23 protein-coding genes are annotated in these 20,459 nt (G+C 58.9%); 3 read left to right on the top strand and 20 right to left on the bottom strand.

The annotated features are described in order from the left end of the window. Position 1 precedes the first annotated feature (1 nt). The 5 genes from ACR0C6_RS01870 to ACR0C6_RS01850 form a co-directional block, all read right to left on the bottom strand. The gene (locus ACR0C6_RS01870; protein WP_480618058.1) at positions 2–994 is read right to left on the bottom strand and encodes a diguanylate cyclase domain-containing protein; all 993 of its coding nucleotides are present in this window, start codon (positions 992–994) and stop codon (positions 2–4) included. Beyond that, entirely contained in the window at positions 991–1,578 is a 588-nt protein-coding gene (locus ACR0C6_RS01865) for a heme NO-binding domain-containing protein (protein ID WP_171227970.1), read from the bottom strand. Before ACR0C6_RS01865 ends, ACR0C6_RS01870 begins: the two co-directional genes overlap by 4 nt. A 118-nt stretch (positions 1,579–1,696) precedes the next feature. Next, a complete protein-coding gene (locus ACR0C6_RS01860) occupies positions 1,697–3,256 on the bottom strand; it encodes a trimethylamine methyltransferase family protein (RefSeq protein ID WP_480618057.1) in 1,560 nt (519 codons plus the stop codon). 118 nt (positions 3,257–3,374) lie between these two features. Further along, on the bottom strand, positions 3,375–4,067 hold the full coding sequence (locus ACR0C6_RS01855; RefSeq protein WP_480618056.1) for an HAD family hydrolase: 693 nt from the start codon (positions 4,065–4,067) through the stop codon (positions 3,375–3,377). Between the two features lie 24 nt (positions 4,068–4,091). After that, a complete protein-coding gene (locus ACR0C6_RS01850) occupies positions 4,092–4,376 on the bottom strand; it encodes a DUF3572 domain-containing protein (RefSeq protein WP_480618055.1) in 285 nt (94 codons plus the stop codon). Between the two features lie 88 nt (positions 4,377–4,464). Here ACR0C6_RS01850 and ACR0C6_RS01845 point away from each other — a divergent pair, with 88 nt between their 5' ends. Next, positions 4,465–5,865, top strand: coding sequence for a diguanylate cyclase (locus ACR0C6_RS01845; protein WP_480618054.1), 1,401 nt, complete (start codon positions 4,465–4,467; stop codon positions 5,863–5,865). 5 nt (positions 5,866–5,870) lie between these two features. On the opposite strand, the gene ACR0C6_RS01840 is transcribed toward ACR0C6_RS01845, so the two are convergent. The 4 genes from ACR0C6_RS01840 to ACR0C6_RS01825 are packed head-to-tail and all read right to left on the bottom strand — an operon-like array spanning position 5,871 to position 7,778. Then, on the bottom strand, positions 5,871–6,344 hold the full coding sequence (locus ACR0C6_RS01840; RefSeq protein WP_480445641.1) for a periplasmic heavy metal sensor: 474 nt from the start codon (positions 6,342–6,344) through the stop codon (positions 5,871–5,873). Beyond that, positions 6,341–6,694 carry a hypothetical protein gene (locus ACR0C6_RS01835; RefSeq protein ID WP_480445643.1) on the bottom strand — a complete coding sequence of 118 codons (354 nt, stop codon included), beginning with the start codon at positions 6,692–6,694 and terminating at the stop codon, positions 6,341–6,343. The genes ACR0C6_RS01840 and ACR0C6_RS01835 overlap by 4 nt, the downstream gene beginning before the upstream one ends. After that, the gene (locus ACR0C6_RS01830) at positions 6,684–7,301 is read right to left on the bottom strand and encodes an RNA polymerase sigma factor (RefSeq protein ID WP_480618053.1); all 618 of its coding nucleotides are present in this window, start codon (positions 7,299–7,301) and stop codon (positions 6,684–6,686) included. The genes ACR0C6_RS01835 and ACR0C6_RS01830 overlap by 11 nt, the downstream gene beginning before the upstream one ends. A gap of 6 nt (positions 7,302–7,307) precedes the next feature. Next, positions 7,308–7,778, bottom strand: coding sequence for an EF-hand domain-containing protein (locus ACR0C6_RS01825; protein WP_171205470.1), 471 nt, complete (start codon positions 7,776–7,778; stop codon positions 7,308–7,310). A 219-nt stretch (positions 7,779–7,997) separates the two neighbouring features. Between ACR0C6_RS01825 and ACR0C6_RS01820 the strand changes: the two genes are divergently transcribed. Both ACR0C6_RS01820 and ACR0C6_RS01815 read left to right on the top strand, forming a co-directional pair. Next, positions 7,998–8,396, top strand: a complete 399-nt coding sequence (locus ACR0C6_RS01820; protein WP_480618052.1) for a DUF983 domain-containing protein — start codon at positions 7,998–8,000, stop codon at positions 8,394–8,396. Between the two features lie 25 nt (positions 8,397–8,421). Then, the gene (locus ACR0C6_RS01815) at positions 8,422–9,123 is read left to right on the top strand and encodes an NUDIX hydrolase (RefSeq protein ID WP_480618807.1); all 702 of its coding nucleotides are present in this window, start codon (positions 8,422–8,424) and stop codon (positions 9,121–9,123) included. Between the two features lie 10 nt (positions 9,124–9,133). Here the strand turns inward: ACR0C6_RS01815 and ACR0C6_RS01810 are convergent, their stop codons facing one another. Genes ACR0C6_RS01810 through nuoH form a run of 11 tightly spaced genes read right to left on the bottom strand, consistent with a single transcriptional unit; the run spans position 9,134 to position 20,401 of the window. Next, positions 9,134–10,801 (bottom strand): ribonuclease J, encoded by a 1,668-nt coding sequence (locus ACR0C6_RS01810; protein ID WP_480618051.1) that lies wholly within the window; start codon positions 10,799–10,801, stop codon positions 9,134–9,136. Further along, positions 10,798–11,577, bottom strand: coding sequence for a type III pantothenate kinase (locus tag ACR0C6_RS01805; RefSeq protein WP_152458573.1), 780 nt, complete (start codon positions 11,575–11,577; stop codon positions 10,798–10,800). The genes ACR0C6_RS01810 and ACR0C6_RS01805 overlap by 4 nt, the downstream gene beginning before the upstream one ends. Before the next feature lie 11 nt (positions 11,578–11,588). Then, positions 11,589–12,338 (bottom strand): biotin--[acetyl-CoA-carboxylase] ligase, encoded by a 750-nt coding sequence (locus ACR0C6_RS01800; RefSeq protein WP_480618050.1) that lies wholly within the window; start codon positions 12,336–12,338, stop codon positions 11,589–11,591. A 54-nt stretch (positions 12,339–12,392) separates the two neighbouring features. Then, entirely contained in the window at positions 12,393–13,835 is a 1,443-nt protein-coding gene (gene nuoN, locus ACR0C6_RS01795) for an NADH-quinone oxidoreductase subunit NuoN (protein ID WP_171115054.1), read from the bottom strand. A gap of 15 nt (positions 13,836–13,850) precedes the next feature. Then, positions 13,851–15,395, bottom strand: a complete 1,545-nt coding sequence (locus ACR0C6_RS01790; protein WP_480618049.1) for an NADH-quinone oxidoreductase subunit M — start codon at positions 15,393–15,395, stop codon at positions 13,851–13,853. Beyond that, complete coding sequence (gene nuoL / locus ACR0C6_RS01785; protein ID WP_480445653.1) at positions 15,395–17,545, bottom strand: NADH-quinone oxidoreductase subunit L; 2,151 nt, start codon at positions 17,543–17,545, stop codon at positions 15,395–15,397. Before nuoL ends, ACR0C6_RS01790 begins: the two co-directional genes overlap by 1 nt. Positions 17,546–17,551: 6 nt before the next feature. After that, entirely contained in the window at positions 17,552–17,857 is a 306-nt protein-coding gene (gene nuoK / locus ACR0C6_RS01780; RefSeq protein ID WP_005984024.1) for an NADH-quinone oxidoreductase subunit NuoK, read from the bottom strand. A gap of 4 nt (positions 17,858–17,861) precedes the next feature. Continuing rightward, entirely contained in the window at positions 17,862–18,464 is a 603-nt protein-coding gene (locus ACR0C6_RS01775) for an NADH-quinone oxidoreductase subunit J (RefSeq protein WP_171115048.1), read from the bottom strand. Next, positions 18,461–18,871: a carboxymuconolactone decarboxylase family protein gene (locus ACR0C6_RS01770; protein WP_152458579.1), complete on the bottom strand. Its 411-nt coding sequence runs from the start codon at positions 18,869–18,871 to the stop codon at positions 18,461–18,463. The genes ACR0C6_RS01775 and ACR0C6_RS01770 overlap by 4 nt, the downstream gene beginning before the upstream one ends. Beyond that, positions 18,868–19,362: an NADH-quinone oxidoreductase subunit NuoI gene (gene nuoI, locus ACR0C6_RS01765; RefSeq protein WP_152458580.1), complete on the bottom strand. Its 495-nt coding sequence runs from the start codon at positions 19,360–19,362 to the stop codon at positions 18,868–18,870. The genes ACR0C6_RS01770 and nuoI overlap by 4 nt, the downstream gene beginning before the upstream one ends. Before the next feature lies 1 nt (position 19,363). Beyond that, positions 19,364–20,401, bottom strand: a complete 1,038-nt coding sequence (nuoH, locus tag ACR0C6_RS01760; protein ID WP_152458581.1) for an NADH-quinone oxidoreductase subunit NuoH — start codon at positions 20,399–20,401, stop codon at positions 19,364–19,366. Between the last annotated feature and the right edge of the window lie 58 nt (positions 20,402–20,459).

Below are 20,459 nucleotides of genomic sequence, written 5' to 3'. Positions count from 1 at the left end.
TTCAGGTTTGCGCCTTGCTCAACGCTGAATACATGCGATGGCAAGACCGGCCGTCGCGCTTGGCCTGATAAAGGGCCAAGTCTGCTGCGTGAAGAATGTCGGCGGCGTTGGGGCAGTGGAACTGCGTGGACAAGGCGGTGCCAATACTGGCCGAGATCGAACAACTCTGATTCTGAAAGGTCATCGGCTCATTCAACCTTGATATCAGACGACCGGCAATGCAGGCCAGAGTATCTTCCCGAGTCAGATCTTTGAAAATAATGACGAATTCATCCCCGCCGACCCGGGCCACGGTGTCGTTGCTTCGTGTTTCTTGCTGCATGATGCGGGCGGCCTGCTGCAAGACGAAATCACCCGCCGCATGACCCAGCTTGTCATTCACGGCTTTGAAAAAGTCCAGATCCAGATGCATGAGCGCGAAAGTTGAATTTCCCGAAATCAAATGCTCGAGCAAGTGATCCATCGCCCTGCGGTTCTTCAGTCCGGTCAATGTGTCGGTAAAGGCCTGCTCTTCGGCTGCAAGCATCGCACCCTGTAGCCGAAGGTTGAGAGAGCGGGATGCCTCCATCGCGGCGGATTTGGCTTCGACCAGATACAGCAGCTCAATCGCCAGATCCGTGCCCGAGAAATCAGCACTTGTCAGCGCATAGTCCCGTACCGCATCCAAAATCGAGATGCCAAATGACAGATTGATGACCGCGCCACCGGAATGCGGCAAAGGAGCGACCAAGCCTTTGAGGGTTGTGCGCGGTTCATCATGAAACCTCAGATGCAGCTTCGCCCCCGCCATTGACATCAGGGCGGGAATGGTGGTGATCGTTCTGGGGCGGATCAGTTCAAACACATCCAGAAATCCCTGCCCCACCAGCGGCAGTTCAGGTCGCAACTTTTGCAGGGTCGGACCTGCTTGCTGAATATGCCCGTTTTGGTCCACCAACAGGAACATCGGGCAAAGCGTTTCCAGCAGTCCTGCCAGTTCTTGGGTATCTGTCATCCGTTCCGAGCCCCCAGATCAAAATGCCGCCCCTCAGCAAAGGCGCTTTCAACCAACATGATGGAAATTACATCACTGCCTTGCTGCTGCCCCTCGTGTGACAGCATCACCAGCGCACCATAGTCATCCGCCATTGCGCGCAGGACCCCGACCATGACATTGGAATACCCTGGCAGGCCCGGAGAGCAACTCAGCTGAAATTCCGTGGCTGACAGCTCTCTCAGTTCCAAGGCCGGCAGGGTCAAATCAGACACGGCCAGCCGCACGCGGTCCGCCAGATCGTCGAGCGAGTGAAGAAATTCCACGTAGCTGACGCCGCCGAACCTGAGAAGGCGGCGCAGCCCTTCCATATTCGGATGAGACACGAGATACGTTCCCAGGTCCTCAAAGACTTCGGCTTGCGGCCGATCGAGGTCGGCGCTCAGCGCCTCCATTACCTTGGACGTCATGTCATCGTCATAGACGAGCATGGCTTCAAACTCGACAAACCCCAGCCGCGCGGCGTCGGTCACGCGCAACCAGCAGGATCGCCCGTAGGTCGCACAGACAAAGGACTGTATCGCCCGATTGATCAGACCATGCATCAGATGCCCCAGTTTGGTGTCCTGTGCACTGTGGCCGGAAAAACCTTAACAAATAGCCAAAATCCACCCTGAGTTGTAGCGAATTCAACCGAGTATCAGCGCGATACCACCTGTCCGGTCAGAAATCCGTGGGCGCGCCGCCTTCCGCTTTGCGGCGTTCGACAAAGGTGGCCAGTTCCTCGCGAATGCCTTCATCGATCGGGGGGGCTTCAAAGCTCGAGATGATCTCCTTGAACATGTGATGCGCGCGTTCTGCCGTCCAGATACCGCCGGCGGCCTCCCATCCTTCATAGTTTTTCCAATCACTCAGGAAGGGTTGATAGAAGGCCGTGGTATAGCGATCCTGCGTATGCTGAATACCAAAGAAATGACCGTCATTGCCGACTGCCCGGATCGCATCCAGTGCAATCTCGTCCGGCCCTGTGGCGGTCAACTCTGGGTTCATATAGCGTTGAATTTGCTGTAGGATTTCGCAGTCCATGATGAACTTTTCCGGGCTGGCGATCAGGCCGCCCTCAAGCCAACCGGCTGCGTGGTAGACCATATTGGTGCCCGATTGCACGGCGGCCCAAAGCGAGTTCGAAGTCTCCCACACCGACTGCCCGTCCGGCACATTTGCCGCACAAACACCCGAAGACCGCATGGGCAAACCATAGAACCGCGCCATCTGGCCGGTCATCTGGGTCGAACGCATGTATTCCGGTGTTCCAAAGGCCGGCGCGCCGGATTTCATATCCACATTCGACGTGAATGTACCGATCACACAGGGAATACCGGGGCGCAAGTATTGGAACAGCGCAATGGCACACAGCGCCTCGGCCAAGGATTGCGCCACCGCACCCGCCATGGTTACGGGGGCCATCGCACCCGCCAGCGTAAAGGGCGTGACAACAATCGCCTGACCGCGCCGCGCCAGGCGCAGACACCCGTCGATCATCGGGTGATCGTGTTTCAGCGGCGAGGTCGAGTTGATATTGGTGTACATCCGCGGAGCGGCTTCGAACTCCTCGTGGCTCAAACCGCCTGCGATGCGCACCATTTCCATGACATCTTCGACGCGTTCCTTGCCCAGCGAATAGGCGTGCATCGCCTTGTCGGTCAGGGTCAGCTTGTCGTACAGCACGTCCAGATGGCGCACGCTGGCGTGGATATCGACCGGCTCGACCGGGTATCCGCCGGCGAAATGGATGCAGTTGAAGTATTGCGTCAGCTTCAGAAGGTTCCGGCACATCTCGCGATTGCCCGGTACTTTTTTCCCGATCTCCATGTCCCAGTAATTCGGCGGGGAAGAGACGTTGCCGAACAGGATGTTCTTCCCGCCGATTTCGATCTTGCGATCCGGATTGCGTGGGGTGATCGAAAACCGGCTGGGAGCCTTGGCGATCATCTCCATGACAAAGTCCCGCCCCATGCGGACATTGTCGCCGTCGATGGTGCAACCGGCTTCGCGCAGGAGGCCTATTGCCTCTTCGTTGTAAAACTCGATCCCGATCTCTTCGAGGATGCGCATCGCCCCTTCATGGATCGCTTCGATGCCGGCCTGATCCAAAGGTTCTGTGGGTCGATCGATATTGACCGGCGGATCCCAGGGCATCTGGTCAATCGCTGCACTGCCCCTGCGCGCAGCCGCCCCTGCGCGCCCTCCTCCGCGGCGCTTGCGTGATTTGGTCTCGGCCATCAGTGCCTCCTGTTCTTGCTTTCGTCAAGCAAGCCCCGAAGAGACGCCTATGGCCGCTCCGTCTGCGACAGAATATGTCGGTTTTTCATTCCGTTTTGTCGAATCCCGGATTTGAAAATCAAATTTTGGCCAACCATTCGGGAATATGTCCGATATCCGGCAAAATCACATCCGCCCACGGAGCCAATGCATCCGCCTCGGCCAAACCGGTCAAAACACCGATCGTGGTCATCCCCGCCGCACGCCCGGCCTGCAAGTCATGAAGACTGTCCCCCACCATCGCGATACGAGACGGCTCGACCCCGATATGGGCGGCAAAGGCCAGCAACTGGCCCGGTCCCGGCTTGAACCCGTGACCGCTGTCATACCCGGCGACGAAATCGAAATGCCCCCTTATCCCGACAGATTCGAGATGCTGCAAAGCAGGATGTTCACTGTCATTCGTCGCAACGCCCAGCTTGATTCCGGAGTTTTGCAGACCTTCCAGGAAAGGAACCAATGGCACGGCAGGCACCTGCGGGGCCGAGGCGGCTTCGGAGTTCATCAAATCGATGATCTCTTGCAAGGTCACGCCAACGACATGGGCAATCAGAACTTCTGCGATTTCCTCGACCGTGGCGGCGATTACAATGCTGTCTTCGGTGTATTTCCCTTGCTCGAAATCATATCCGATGACACGGCCAAGCTCGGTCGCGCGATCTTCGTCCCCGTCGGACAGGCGCAACAGCATCGCGCGCCCGAACCCTCCCCACGTATTGGCAAAGTCAAACAGCGTGCCATCTTTGTCAAAGATGATCGCATCTATCGGCATCCGGTGCTCCTGCGGAATATATGGTTATGTCCAGTGTATCTCGGCGCCGCCGGACAATACCGCCCTTGCCTGGGCGGGAAGATCATAGGCGAGTGAATTGGCGTCACAAAACGCCATGACCCACGAATCGTCAAGCACCAGAAAATCAAGAACCGACGCCAGAAACTCGGTAGCGCTTGCCCGATCGCGCACATCCTCGATCGATGCGCCCGTAGAGCCCAGAAAAACAGGCAAAAGCTCGTCATTGCTGACCAGCCAGGCCAGGGCCGTCAGCGCAAGAGTTTCGGCGGAATCAGGGGATATCGGCATAAACTTGGGTCAGATCCAGTCTTGGAAAGGGTTTGTTAACCAGAGTCATAAACACTTTGTTCACGCATGCAATCAACGGTGAACAACTATGTCTGTGCAGGGAACCATCCTTGTCCTCGACGGGGTATCGACCAATCGCATCATGCTGAAGGTACAGCTGACGGCGGCCTGGTATCACGTGGTGCAGGGGGAAAAGCTTGAAGGGTTGCCCGCACTCGTGCGGCGTACGCAACCGGATCTGGTTCTGACGGCCCAGACGTTGCCGGACGGAACGGCTGCGGATGTGAAGAAGGCGATCGCGAAGGAACCCGGCCTTGACGACGTTCCGGTCGTGGTGATTGCCGCGCAAAATGACCGGGACGCCCGGCTGCGGGCGTTGAAGGACGGGCTGGATGATGTTCTGACGCACCCGTTCAAAGACACTTTATTATTGGCGCGGGTTCGCAGCCTTCTGCGTGCCCGTGCGGCCACTCAGGATTTGCAGGTCGGCAACGGATCGCAACCGGTTGGCTTCGCAGAGCCGGCCCAACCTATGATCAGACCGTCCAAGGCGGCGCGGGTTGATATTCTGACCCACACGGCCCGAACCGGCGCGCTTTGGCAAAAGGCCCTGGACGATCAACGTCAATTTGATTTGAACTGGCATCTTCAGTCAAACCTGCGGGGTGTTTTGTCCGGCTCTGTTCCTGATGCGATCGTGGTTGAACTGGGCTCGAACCCGGCCGGCCTGAATATCCTTGCCGACCTGAGATCACGCGGCGTGACCCGGCACACGGTTTTGATCGGGGTGCTGAAGGACGAAGACTCCGGACAGGCTTCGGAAGCTCTGGACCGAGGGGCCGATGCTGTCTGTCTGGGCGGGTTCTGCGCGCAGGAGATCCTGCTGCGGCTTGAAAACCAGATTGCCCGCAAAGCGCGACTGGATCAGATGCGCGTCTCTCTCAAAAGAGGCATCGCGGAATCCTGGATCGACCCGTTGACCGGGCTGCACAATCGCCGCTACGCCATGCGCGCGCTGGATCAGATCGCGCGCCAATCCGCCAGAACGGGGCGCAGTTTTGCGATAATGCTGGCCGATCTGGATCACTTCAAGGCAATCAATGATGGCCATGGCCATGCAAGCGGCGATTACGTTTTGACGCAAGCGGCGGAACGTATGCAAAATGCCTTGGGATCTCGTGGCTTTGTCGCCCGCATCGGAGGGGAAGAGTTCATGATCGGCGTGCCCGATGTATCGCCGAAACAGGCGTTGAACCTGGCCGAAACCGTTTGTGACAGCATCTGCCAGTCCCCGTTCCTGTTACCGGACCATGGGGCACAAGTTGATGTGACGGTCAGTATCGGGTTGAAGTTGTCTCAGGTCGGTTTCGCCCCGCAAGACTGTGCGGCTGAAAGCGTGGAAAACCTGATCAAATCCGCGGACAAAGCGCTTTATGCTGCGAAGAAGGCAGGGCGCAATCAGGTGAGTATCAGGCAAAGTGCCGCCTGATCTGTTCAGTCTCTTTTCTTGTGCCCATGCGGCCCGCGTTTGACGACCTCCTGCAATCGGTCTGCATAGGCCCGCCGCTCATCATCACTCATGGCGGTCACACGTGCCAGCCATTGCGTTTGCAAGGCCTGCTGCAAATCGGCGGTGGCCTGTGCTTGTTGTTGCAACAGAACCTGAACGGCCACCGGGTCAAAGGGCGTTGCACGCAACGCCTGACTGAGCGCTTCAAAATCCTGAGCACGACCCTTGGATCCCTTTTTGTGCAGGCCCGTCAGCTCGCCTCGCATCGCCTTTCGATCATCCTTGGGCAGGGCCCGGTACAACGTGGGGCCGAAGCCGGGCGGTGATTTGGCATGATCCCCACCTTTGAGGCGCAATACGGTGCCCACAGCGACACCGACAACCAGCAGGTTCAGCGCCAGTGACAGGGCCAGGACGACAGGCACCCACCTGCGTTTGGGCTTGGGATCAGCGTTCATTCCGTGCTCTCCAGAAAACTCGAGTCAAATCCAAGGTCGGCCACGAGGAAGGGTGTCTCCTCTGACGTCAACAGGTTGGCCGGGTCCGGCAGAAAGGCCGGTGCGAAAAACCCGATCCAGACCCCGGCAGCACTTGCGGCGACAAGCCCGCCAAGGCCCTGCCATCCTCCTACATTGCTTATCAACCTGTTCCATATCGAAGGCATCGGTTGCGGTGCAGGCGCAAGACGACTGAGGCGAACAGTTTCAGCATCCGTCTGGATGCGCACGGCAAGATCGTCCGGCAGTGTCGGTCGCTGCCGCTGTGCCTGTGCAAACAAATGATCAAGTTCCAGGTCTTCATCCGCCATTGTCATACCCCAGTTCTTCGCGTCGTCCGGCCAAGATCGCGGTCAGGCTGCGCTTGCCTCTTGCGGTCAGGCTTTCAACTGCTTCTACCGAAATGCCCATTATCCCGGCAATCTCGGGGTTGGGCAGCTCTTCAATATGGCGCAGCACGACCGCTTGTCGCTGCCGCTCGGGCAGCTCTGCCAAAGCCGACTGCAAGGCATCCTTGCGCGCCTCGTCCTGTATGCGGTCAACAACGCTGGCCTTGCCATCTTCGGGCTCTGGAACGTCCGACAACCTGTCAGGTGTCTTCCTGCGCCTGATGTCCACGCACAGGTTCAGCGTCACCCGATACAGCCAGGTCGAAACCTTGGCCTGACCCGACACCCAATTCGGCGCCATCTGCCATAACCGCATCATCGCATCCTGCGTCACGTCTTCCGCCTCGGCCCGATTGCCCAACATACGCAAAGCAACCGAGTAACAGCGTGGCCCCAAACGATCGGTCAGGATCCGTGCCGCCCCCGCCTCGCCGTCGGCGAATTGCCTCAGCAACGCATCGTCGCTGAGTGTGTTCGCGGCGCAATCCGCACCGCGAACATCTTGTGGGTGGGAGGTCAGATCCTCCATCCTGCATCAGTTATCGCTTGCATTCGATTTTTGATGCTTTTTCTTATGGTGCCGTCCCATCCGATCTTTGGCATCGGCAAATTCCTGTTCCGAGATTCCGCCACTGTTGTCCGCATCCATCCGATCAAACATCTTGTCAGCCCGGCGCGGTTTCGGCAACTCATCCTGGCTGAGGAAGCCATCTTTGTTCGCGTCGTTGTTTTCGAACATCCTGGCAACCCGATCGCTGGCTTTCTTCTGGGCGGCAGCCTGCATTTCTTCCTGGCTCAGCTTTCCATCCCCATTGGTGTCCGCCTCGGTGAAACGAGCGGTGCGATGCGCCTCCATCTCTTGTTGCGTCACCTGACCATCGCCATCGGCGTCCAGTTCCTGAAAGGACACCGGCTCGCGGCCACCCGGGCCAGCGGCCAGAACAGAAGTACCGGTAATCGCAACAGCCGACATAACAATTGCCGAGATGAATGTAACGTTTTTCATTTCCGTTTCCTTTTGTTGACGCGGCCCGAGTGCCGCCGCTCATACCCATTCAAACGGGCGGCGCCAGGAATTCCGTCGCTGAAATCAATTTTATTTTTGAAAGGTTCGGGGTCGCCCCATGCCGACGTGTCGGGCAGACGTTGCAAAGCGACGCACCCCCCTTTTAAATTTTCGCGATCAGGCCCATTATCCGCAAAAGATTACTGCGCGAGTTACATTATGACGGATCAGACGATCGAAACGACCTCTGAAGATGAGCGTGGGACATGGCCCGCCCTGGTCAAGGGGTTTCGCTGCAAATGCCCCAACTGCGGGGAAGGCAAGCTGTTGCACAGCTATCTCAAGGTCAATGACTCCTGCTCGAACTGCGGGCAGGAGTTGTTTCACCATCGCGCAGATGATGGGCCCGCCTACCTGACAATCCTGCTGGTCGGCCACCTGCTGGCTCCCGCTCTGCACGTGTCGTACGTGCATTGGCGGCCCGATCCGTGGACCATGGCCATCGGCTTTTCCTTCGCCTGCGTTGCCCTGTCCCTGTACCTGTTGCCACGCCTGAAAGGTGCGGTGGTGGCCTATCAGTGGGCGCGCCGCATGCATGGCTTTGGAAAAACCGCGTGACCCGACCCAGTTGACCAGTTTGGACATGACACCCGACAAAACAGCCATCCGGGACGCAGCGACGGTTATCGTACTGCGGGACAGATGGACAAACCCCTCGATCCTTATGGGGCAGCGCGGGTCCAAAGCGGCCTTCATGCCGAACAAGTTTGTCTTTCCCGGTGGCGCGGTTGATCCGGCTGACGCGGATGTTCCATTGGCAACGGATTTGCCGGATCTGTGCTTTGAACGTTTGGGCGAACAGGCCGAGCCGGGGATTCAACACGCCCTCGCCGCGGCCGCCATACGCGAGCTTTGGGAAGAAACCGGTCTTGTTCTTGGCCAGCCGGGCACATGGCCCGGTCATGCACCTGACGATTGGCAAAACTTTGCCGCGTTGGGTTACCTGCCAACTGCGGCTGCGCTTCAGTTCGTCTTTCGCGCGGTAACTCCACCGGGCCGTCCCCGCCGGTTCGATGCGCGGTTCTTTCTGGTCGACGCCGACGCTCTGCAAGGTGATGTGGATGATTTCAGTCACGCCTCGGATGAGCTGTCGCACCTGCAATGGGTGCCACTGGATCGGGCACGGGATCTGGATCTGCCGTTTATCACCGAGGTCGTTCTGGCGGAAATAGCGGCCCGGGTTACGTCCCCCGAGCCGCCATCGTCGGTTCCATTCTACAAAAACAACGAAGAAGCCAACCTGTTCCTGCGTCTCAGGGGCTATCCGATGCCAACCCACGACTGACGGATCGGTTTCACCGCATCCGGCTGACCACCACCGTCACTTCGGGCTTTTTGCCAATTTCGGCTTTGGCTGTCTGCCGCACGATGCGGCGCATTTCTTCTTCCAGCTTGTCGTCATCGCGCAGGGTCTTGGCGGCGGCCCGCATCAGGAACTGGTTCAGATCCTCTTCCAGCACTTCGACCAACGCGGCACGGGACGTGCCAGTTTCGGGCAGCCCCATGGTGTCGCACCACGGCTCGCCCAGCGGTTCGTCTTCTTCGTCCAGAACCACCGTCACCGTAACATGGCCGTTCAAAGCCATGCGGATACGATCCCGCACCACGCCGTCAAGGGCGCCGATCTTCACGGTGCCGTCCAGATACGTGCGACCGGTTTCAACATAATCGACGACCACAGGCGCATTGCCGCTGAGATCCAGCATGGTGCCGTTCACCGCCAGCACTCCGGTTCTGCCACCCTGCTCTGCCAGTTTGACATGCTCGCGCAGGTGCCGGTGTTCGCCATGCATCGGGATCACGAATTGCGGATCGGTCAGTGCGTGCACTTTCTCGAGGTCCGGCCGGTTCGCATGGCCCGAGACATGATAAAGGCCCGAACTGTCATCGACGACATCCACGCCCTTTTCGCTGAGCTGGTTCATGATAAAGATCACGCCCCGCTCGTTCCCGGGAATGGTTTTCGAGGAAAACAGGAACAGATCGCCCTCGGCCAGCTCCAGACCACGGTACTTGCCACGGGCCAGTTGGGCGCTTGCGGCCCGTCGTTCCCCCTGGCTGCCGGTCACGATCAGCATCAGGTTCTGGCGCGGAAGGTCCAGAGCCTCTTCGGCGCTGATCACCTTGGGAAAATCCGCAAGAATACCGGTTTCGGTCGCGGCTTCGATCATCCGACGCATCGCGCGCCCCAGCAGGACGACGGAACGCCCGGCCCGCGCACCCGCCTCGGCCAGCGTTTTGACCCGCGCGACGTTTGAGGCAAAGGTGGTTGCCACGACCATGCCTTCCGCGCCTTCGACCAGCTTGACGATCTCGGGGCCAACTTCGGATTCTGAACGCCCCGGATGGGTCGAAAACACATTCGTACTGTCACAGACCAGCGCCTTGACGCCGGGCTTGGCGACCTCGGCCCACAGGTCAGGGTCAAAGGCCTCGCCAACGACCGGTGCTGCATCCAGCTTGAAGTCGCCCGAATGCACGACACGCCCTGCGGGTGTATCGATGACCAATGCGGCACTTTCGGGAATCGAGTGCGAAACCGGAAGGAAACCAACTGTGAACGGCCCGACGGACACCTGTTCAGGCCAGGCGGAAACGGTCGTGACCGCCTCGGTCGGGTTTGCGTGTTCTTCCATCTTGCGGCGCGCGATATTGGCCGTGAAGGCGCGCGCATAGACCGGCGCGCCCAGAGCTTCATAACAATGGGCCACGGCACCGACATGGTCTTCATGGGCGTGCGTGATGAAAACACCATCCAGTCGGTCGGCACGCTCTTTCAACCATGAGATATCGGCATAGATGAGGTCAACGCCCGGCGTCGTGTCCATATCGGGAAAAGTGACGCCCAGATCCACAAGGATCAGGCGTTCCTTTCCCGGTTCACCGTAGCCGTACACATAGGCGTTCATGCCAATTTCGCCCGCGCCACCCAGCGGCAGGTAGATCAATCTTTCACTGCTCATACGGAGCCATTATCCTTGTTGTAGCGATGGATCACGGTCAGGCCGTGCATCGTCAGATCATCCTCGATTGCGTCGAACCCCACGTCGGCCTGATCGAACAAGGGGGCCAGCCCTCCGGTTCCAACGACTTTCATCGGCATTCCATACTCGGCCTTGATCCGGGCGATCAGCCCCTCGATCAAACCGGAATATCCCCAATACACGCCCGATTGAATACAACCAACCGTATTCGTACCGATCACCTTGTCAGGTCGGGAGACATCGATATGCGGCAGCGCCGCGGCACCCTGATGCAGGGCCTCAAGGCTCAGGTTCACACCGGGGGCGATAATGCCCCCCACATATGCGCCGTCGGCGGCGACAACGTCGAAATTCGTTGCGGTTCCGAAATCCACGACAACCACATTGCCACCATGCCGGTCAAAGGCACCAACCGCATTGGCCAGTCGATCCGGGCCAGGCACCGTGCCTTCATCCACACGCGGCGGGACCGGCAACAGGCAATCGGGCTTGCCCACAACCAATGGTCTGCACCCAAAAAAACGATCGGCGAAGATACGCAGGTTGAACACGACGCGCGGCACGGTCGAGGCGATGATCACATCGGTGATGTCCGCCTCGATCCCGTAATGCTTCACCAGCGTCGAATACCAGGTGAAATAAGCGTCTGCCGTGCGCGCATGGTGGGTCGAGGTGCGCAGGGTGCACAAAAACTCCTCACCGTCCCAGATAGAAAAGACGGTATTGGTATTGCCGCAATCGATGGCCAGAAGCATCCGTGCCCCTCTCAGAAATAGACATCCGCCGCAGGAATGCTCACGCGGCCTTTGGCGGTGTTTAAGACAAGGTTACCGCTTGCGTCCACCGTTTCGAAGGTTCCAACCGTTTCCGACGTACCGGTCCGCGCGGTGATGACCTCGCCCAACCGGGCCGCGCGGGACAGCCAGGCGGTGCGGATCGGTTCGAACCCATAGGTGACGAATTGGGTTTCATACGCGGCGTAGGCCGCGGCCAGTTCGGTCAGAAAATCCTCGGGCGAGACATTTGCCCCGGTTTCCGAAAGAAGTGACACGGGACGAACCGCGCCGGGCTCTACCGCGTCCGCATCCGGGGCATTGGCCAGATTCACTCCGATGCCGATGGACAGATGCGCCACGCCGCGCCCCTGCCCCGTGCTTTCCAGCAGGATACCGGCAAGCTTGCCGCCGTTCAGCAGCACGTCATTGGGCCATTTCAGCGACAGTCCGGCAGCCCGCCCGGTAACGGCGACGCACGCGTCAAAAAGAGCCAGCGCCGCCACGAAACTGCGCAAAGCCGCCTGTTCCGGCGCGCCCTGAGGACGCATCAGCAAGGTCGCCGCCAGGTTGCCCATCGGGTTGGCCCAGCTTCGTCCGCGCCGCCCGCGCGCCGCCGTCTGGTGATGCGCCATGATCCAGACGGGACCACGCGCATTCGGAGCAATCCGCGCCGCTTCATTCAGCGTGCTGTCGACTTCCTGCACCTCGTGCAAGCCATAGCCTTGGGGCCATTTTGTCATATCAAAAAGGCCCGGTCGCGCGACCGAGCCCCTCTTTCAGGTTGTGCAAAACGATCAGTTGACAAGCGTGGCCGCCGCGGCAGCTGCCGCGCCCTCGACGCCGAACTGATAGAAGATACCGACCAGCATCAGGGCCGCAGACCCCATCAATGCCACCCACAAAACAGGGGTCGACCGGGTTTCGATCGGCTCTTCGTTCTCGGCCCCGAAATACATGTAGAACACGATCCGCAGGTAATAGAAGGCACCGATGACCGAAGCGATGGCCGAGACGACGACCAGACCGGTCAGACCCGCACTGACGCCCGCCTGCCAGACGCCGAATTTCGCAAAGAAACCAAGCATCGGAGGCACGCCCGCAAGGCTGAACATCAGGATCAGAACCGCCAGTGCCTTGCCCGGATCACGCTTGGAGTATTGCCGCAGAGCGTCAATGTCGGTGATGGGTTTGCCGTCACGCTCCATCATCAGAATGAAGGCGAAGGTGCCGATATTCATGGTCACGTAGATGGCCAGATACATCAGCATCGCCTTGATACCCAGCTCGGTACCGGCGGCCAGACCAATCAGCGCATAGCCCATATGGGCAATCGACGAAAACGCCATCAGACGCTTGATGTCGCGCTGCCCGATCGCGGCCACGGCGCCCAGCAACATCGACAGTACGGACAGCAGAACAATCACTTGCTGCCAGTCTTCGACAACACCGCCGAACGCGTCATGCAACAGGCGCGCGAACAACGCCATCGCCGCAACCTTCGGCGCCGTGGCAAAGAAGGCCGTGATCGGCGTGGGAGACCCCTCGTAAACGTCCGGCGTCCACATATGGAACGGAACGGCCGAGACCTTGAAGGCCAGACCCGAGATCAGGAAGATCAGACCAAACAGCAGCCCCAACGAAACATCGCCATGGTGAACTGTCTGAATGATGCCCGAGAACAACGTGGTGCCGGTGAAGCCATAGACCAGCGACGCACCATAAAGCAGCAGCCCCGAGCTCAGCGCACCTAGCACGAAATACTTCAGACCTGCCTCGGTCGATTTCGCGCTGTCACGACGCAGAGCAGCCACGACATAGAGCGACAGCGATTGCAGCTCGAGCCCCATGTAAAGCGACATCAGATCGCCTGCGCTGACCATCATCATCATCCCCACGGCGGCCAGTGCCACCAGCAAAGGATATTCAAATCGCAGCAGATCACGGCGCGCCATGTATTCCTGGCTCATGACCAGTACGGCACCCGCCGACAGCAGGATGGCAACCTTGGCAAAGCGGGCAAAGCCGTCATCGACGAACATGCCGTTGAAGGCCACGTTTGTACCGCCGCCCTGAGTTGCAATCCAGATTGCCAGAAGGGCCATAAGACCTGCCGTGGTCCAGACCAACAAAGGCGCCAACCCGTCCTTTGTCGTGTAGACAGCGCCCAGCAGCGCCGCCATCGCATAAAGCGCCAGAACGATTTCCGGCAGGATGATTGTCAGATCAGCCTGGATCATGTCTCCAAAGCTCCCTTAATGCGAAGCGGCTGTCTGGGTAGCAGCCTCAGCCGCGGCCAGAGCCGTGTCATAGTTCGAAATCAGAGCCGCTGTGGATTGCCCGATCACATCGGTTACCAGCGACGGGTAGACACCCAGCAGGATGGTCATCACGATCAGAGGGGCGAAGATCAACCGCTCGCGCGCGCTCATGTCGGTCATCGCCTTGAGGCTTTCCTTGATCAGATCGCCAAACACGACCCGACGGTAGAGCCACAGCGCATAAGCCGCCGAGAAGATCACACCGGTCGCAGCCACCGCCGTTACCCAGGTGTTGACTTGGAACGCGCCCATCAGGGTCAGGAATTCGCCGATGAAGCCCGATGTGCCCGGCAGGCCGACATTGGCCATGGTAAACAGCATGAAGACCAGCGCGTATGCGGGCATCCGGATCACCAGACCGCCATAGGCCTCGATATCGCGGGTGTGCATCCGGTCATAGATCACGCCGACACAGAGGAAGAGCGCCGCCGAGATGAACCCGTGGCTGAGCATCTGGAAGATCGCGCCATCGATGCCCTGCTGGTTTGCCGCGAAAATACCCATGGTCACAAAGCCCATATGCGCGACCGAGGAATAGGCGATTAGCTTCTTCATATCCTCCTGCACCAGCGCCACCAACGAGGTATAGACAACCGCGATGGCAGACATCCACAGCACCAGATCGGTCATCACGGCCGAACCCACCGGGAACATCGGCAGGCTGAACCGCAGGAAGCCATAGCCGCCCATCTTCAGCAGGATCGCCGCCAGTACGACCGATCCCGCCGTGGGCGCCTGAACGTGGGCGTCCGGCAACCAGGTGTGCACCGGCCACATCGGCATTTTCACCGCGAACGAAGCAAAGAAGGCCAGGAACATCAGGGTCTGCATCCCACCGACAACATAAATGCCAAGCACGCTGAAGCCCTCGGACGAGAACTGGTGCGTCATCAGCGCGGCAATATCCGTGGTGCCCGCATCCGCATACATCGCAACCATGGCGACCAGCATCAAGACCGAGCCAAGGAAGGTGTAGAGGAAGAACTTGAAGCTGGCGTAGATCCGATCCTTGCCGCCCCATATCCCGATGATCAGGAACATCGGAATAAGACCTGCCTCGAAGAACAGGTAGAACAGTACCAGATCAAGCGCCATGAAGACGCCCAGCATCAGCGTTTCCAGCAGCAGAAAGGCGACCATGTATTCCTTGACTCGGTCCGTGACATTCCAGCTGGCCAGAATGGTCAGCGGCATGATGAAGGTCGTCAGCAGAACGAACAGGACACTGATGCCATCAACACCCATCTTGTATTTGAGGCCCATCAGCCATTCACCCTCTTCCACCATCTGGAAGCCGGGGTTCGACGGGTCAAAGCCGGTATAGATGCCGATGGAAACCAGGAAGGTTACCGTGGTGGCCAGCAGAGCAATCCACTTGGCGTTCCGCTGTGCCGCCGCATCGTCACCCTGCAGGAACAAGGCCAGAATGCCTGCGGCGATGGCGGGGATAAACGTGACGATCGAAAGGATATAGTCCATTACTGGGCCCCTCCGCCGATCGACATCCAGGTCACAAGGGCCGCGATGCCCAGCACCATCCAGAAGGCATAGGTAAAGATGTACCCGGTCTGCGCTTTGCCGGCGAGGCGGGTGAAGAAGGGAACGACGCCCATTGCTACTCCGTTCAGGAAGCCATCGATTGTATTGCCGTCACCGCGTTTCCACAGGAAGCGGCCAAGCGCTACAGTGGGTTTTACGAAGACCGCATCGTAGATTTCGTCGAAATACCACTTGTTCAGAAGGAACAGGTACAGCGGACGCTGATTTGCAGCCAGACGTGCCGGCAGCGACGTGTTCACGATGTAGAACCAATAGGCCACGACAAAGCCAAGCAACATGGCGACGAAGGGTGAAACCTTGACCCATTTCGGAGCCGCATGCGCATCGTCCAGAACATGGTTGTCAGGCGCCATGTAAAGCGCGCCCTCGCCCGGTTTGCCCGAAAAGACATAGTGATGATCGCCACCCTTGGCATCCTTCTCACCATGACCTTCATCGGCATGGCTGTCAGCCGCGTGGCTTTCATCCGCATGGCTGTCTTCGCCGTGCGAAGCATCCGCCGCCGCATGATCACCGGCCTCGGCATGTTCTGACGCTTCGGCAACCGGAATACCGTAGAACTTGCCGACCTTGTCCGCATGGCCAAAGAAATTGCCATACCAGATCATCCCGGCGAACACCGCACCCAGCGACAAAACGCCCAGCGGCACCAGCATGGTCATCGGGCTTTCATGTGCGTGGTCATGCGTATGCTTGTCGCCACGCGGTTTACCATAGAAGGTCAGAAAGATCAGACGCCAGCTATAGAACGATGTGAACATCGCCGCGATCACCAGCATCCAGAAGGCGTACCCGGTTCCACCCGCATAGGCGCTTTCGATGATCGCGTCTTTAGACAGGAACCCGGCAAAACCGATTGTGGTAAGCGGAATGCCGACACCTGTGATGGCCAGCGTTCCGATCATCATTGCCCAGAAGGTGTAAGGGATCTTTTTGCGCAGACCACCGTATTCCGTCATCTCCTGCTCGTGATGCATGGCGTGGATCACGGAACCGGCGCCCAGGAACAGCAGCGCTTTGAAGAAAGCGTGCGTGAACAGGTGGAACATGGCCGCCGAGTACATGCCGACGCCCGCGGCCACGAACATGTATCCCAGCTGGGAACAGGTCGAATACGCAATGACGCGCTTGATATCGGTCTGTACCAGACCCACGGTCGCCGCGAAGAACGCAGTCGAGGCCCCAAGGAAGGTGATGAACCCGGTCGCGCCCGGCGCGAACTCCATCAGCGGCGACATGCGGCAGACCAAGAACACGCCCGCTGTGACCATGGTGGCCGCGTGGATCAGGGCCGACACCGGCGTCGGGCCTTCCATCGCGTCGGGCAACCAGGTGTGCAGGATCAGCTGCGCGGATTTACCCATCGCACCGATGAACAGAAGAACACAGATCACCTCGACCGCGGTCCATTCGCCCCACAGGAAATGCAGCTCTTCTTCAGCAAGCGCGGGTGCCGATGCGAAAATGTCCGAAAAGTTGATGCTGTCGGTCAGGAAAAACAGCGCGAAGATGCCCAGAGCAAAGCCGAAGTCGCCGACACGGTTGACGATGAACGCCTTCATCGCCGCCGCATTTGCCGAAGGCTTGCGATAGTAGAAACCAATCAGGAGGTAGGATGCGACACCCACGCCTTCCCAGCCAAAGAACATCTGCACAAGGTTGTCCGCCGTCACCAGCATCAGCATGGCGAAGGTAAAGAAGGACAGATAGGCGAAGAAACGCGGCTTATAGCTTTCGCCCTCGCGCCATTGCGGGTCGTGATCCATGTAGCCAAAGCTGTAGAGATGCACGAGCGCCGAAACCGTGGTGACCACGATCAGCATGATGGCGGTCAGTCGGTCCAGACGGATGGCCCACGAGGTCGAGAGCGATCCGCTTTCTATCCAGCGCATGATCTCGATCTGTTGTGTGTGCCCGTCAAACGAGAAGAACACGAGCCATGACAGCAGACAGGCCAGAAACAGCAGGCCCGTGGCCGACCACATGGCCGCTTTCTCACCTATGAACTTCCAGCCAAAGCCGCAGATCAGCGCACCCACCAGCGGGGCAAAGAGGATTGTGGTTTCCATGATCCCTTACCCCTTCATCATGTTGACGTCTTCAACCGCGATGGTGCCGCGGTTGCGGAAGAAGCAGACCAGAATGGCCAACCCGATCGCCGCCTCGGCCGCCGCAACGGTCAGCACGAACAGCGTGAAGACCTGCCCGACCAGATCGCCGAGGAAACTGGAAAACGCCACGAGGTTGATATTCACCGCCAGCAGCATCAGTTCGATGCTCATCAGCAGGATGATGACGTTCTTGCGGTTCAGGAAGAGACCGAAGATGCCGATGACGAACAGCGTCGCCGCGACCGTAAGATAGTGTTCAAGTCCGATCATGGTCTCAAAGTCCCTGCCCCGGTTTCACGTCCTTCAATTCCATCGCCTTGGCCGGGTCGCGCATCATCTGGCCGACGATGTCCTGACGCTTGATGTCCTGACGGTGGCGCAGCGTCAGCACGATGGCACCGATCATGGCTACCAACAGGATCAGGCCCGCCAGCTGGAACAGAAGGAAGTATTGATCGTAAAGAATGACGCCAAGCGCCTCGGTGTTGTGACGGTCCGCCGGGACCGGCTGCGCCAAATTGGCCGCTGCGCCCTGCGCGCTGTCCCAAGCCCCGAAGGCCATGACGAACTGCATCAGGATGACCAGACCGATCAGCAAGGCCAGCGGCATATAGCGCGCCATCTCGGCTTTAAGCTCGGCAAAGTCCACGTCCAGCATCATCACCACAAACAGGAACAGAACCGCGACCGCGCCCACGTAAACGATGATCAGCAGCATCGCCACGAACTCGGCCCCCAGTAGCACGAACAGCCCCGCCGAGGATAGAAACGCCAGGATCAGCCATAGCACCGAGTGCACCGGCTGGCGGCTGATCACCGTGAACAGCCCGCCGGTGATGGCGCTGATGGCAAACAGATAGAAGGCAAAGACGGTCATTGATCCTCATCCTCGTTGTCGCCCATGACCTCTTGCGCCAGATCCAGCGCGCGGGTCATGGCCGGGATGCCGGCAAAGACCGACATCTGACCGATCGTTTCCACGATCTCTTGTTTCTTTGCGCCTGCCTCCAGTGCATGGCGCACAGTCTGGCGTACGGCCGAGTCCGCCTGAGCGCCCTGACAGGTCAGCCCGGCCAGCGTCAGCAACAGGCGAGTCTTGGCATCCAGCCCGTCCTTGTTGACGGTGTTGCCGAACATCATCTCCATGACCTCTTTCGGCATGGTCGGCCACAGCGCCTCGAACCCCTTGGGCGAGAAGCTTTCCATCGCCGGGTTCATCGCCTTGGCCATGTCCTGAGCCTGCTTCATCATCAGCTCGAACGGATTTGTCGGGCTGTCAGTCATCGGTAAGGCGCGTCCAATTCCAGATTGCGGGCGATCTCGGCTTCCCAGCGTTCGCCGTTGTCCAGCAGTTTCTGCTTGTCATAGAACAGCTCTTCTCGGGTTTCCGTCGCGAATTCGAAATTCGGGCCTTCGACGATGGCATCGACCGGGCAGGCCTCTTGGCAGAAACCGCAATAGATGCATTTGGTCATGTCGATGTCGTACCGCGTGGTGCGGCGGCTGCCGTCTTCGCGCGGCTCGGCGTCGATGGTGATGGCTTGCGCAGGGCAGATCGCCTCGCAGAGTTTGCAGGCGATGCAGCGTTCTTCACCATTCGGATAGCGGCGCAGAGCGTGTTCGCCGCGGAAACGTGGGGACAGAGGCCCCTTTTCGTGCGGATAGTTCACCGTGGCCTTGGGGGCGAAGAAATACTTCAGCCCCAGTTTCATGCCGACCCAGAAGTCTTGCAGAAGGAAGTATTTGGCAGCGCGGGTATAGTCAATTTGAGTCATATCAGCCTCCTACGCTCCAACGGGCAAATGCGCCCCAGAACCAGTCGAATTTCGCCGCGAAGGCCACGAAAACCACCCAAGCCAGCGAGAATGGCAGGAACACTTTCCAACCCAGCCGCATCAGCTGGTCATAGCGGTAGCGGGGCGTGATCGCCTTGACCATCGCGAAGATGAAGAAGAAGAACGCCATCTTGGCGACCATCCACAGCACGCCATCGGGCAGGCCCGGGATCGGCGACAGCCAGCCGCCGAAGAACAGCAGAGAGGTCAGCGCGCACATCAGGAAGATGGCGATGTATTCGCCTGCCATGAAAAGCAGGAAAGGCGTGGCCGAGTATTCGACCTGATAACCGGCAACCAGTTCCGATTCCGCCTCGGGCAGGTCGAAGGGCGGGCGGTTGGTTTCGGCCAGGGCCGAGATGAAGAACAGGAACACCATCGGGAAATGCGGCAGCCAGTACCAGCTGAAGAAGCCGAACGAGCCGTCCTGAGCACGCACGATGTCACCAAAATTCATCGAGCCGGTCGAGATGATCACACCGATGATGATCAGGCCGATCGAAACCTCGTAGGAAATCATCTGCGCGGCCGAGCGCAGCGAGCCCAGGAACGGGTACTTTGAGTTAGACGCCCAACCGCCCATGATCACGCCATAAACCTCGAGCGAGGACACGGCGAATACATAGAGGATGGCCACGTTGATATCCGACAGAACCCAGCCATCGTTGAACGGGATCACCGCCCAGGCGATCATGGCCAGAACGAAGGATGTCAGCGGTGCGAGGATAAAGACCGTCCGGTCGGCGCCCGCAGGAATGACGACCTCTTTCACCACATATTTCAGGGCATCCGCCACCGATTGCAGCAGGCCATAGACGCCCACCACGTTGGGGCCGCGGCGCATCTGGACAGCGGCCCAGATCTTGCGGTCCCCGTAAACAAGGAACAACAGTGAAATCATCACAAAGGCAACAACGGCAAGCACTTGCGCCAAAATGATGATGGCTATTCCGCCTGGGGTGTTAAAGAATTCAGCCATTGGTCCTCACACCGTGGGTATTCCGTTTTCCGCGCGCGATGCAAAGGCCAGAAGCCTG

This window comes from Ruegeria sp. AL12, assembly GCF_056540885.1.
This window is presented reverse-complemented; position numbering and strand designations above follow the sequence as displayed.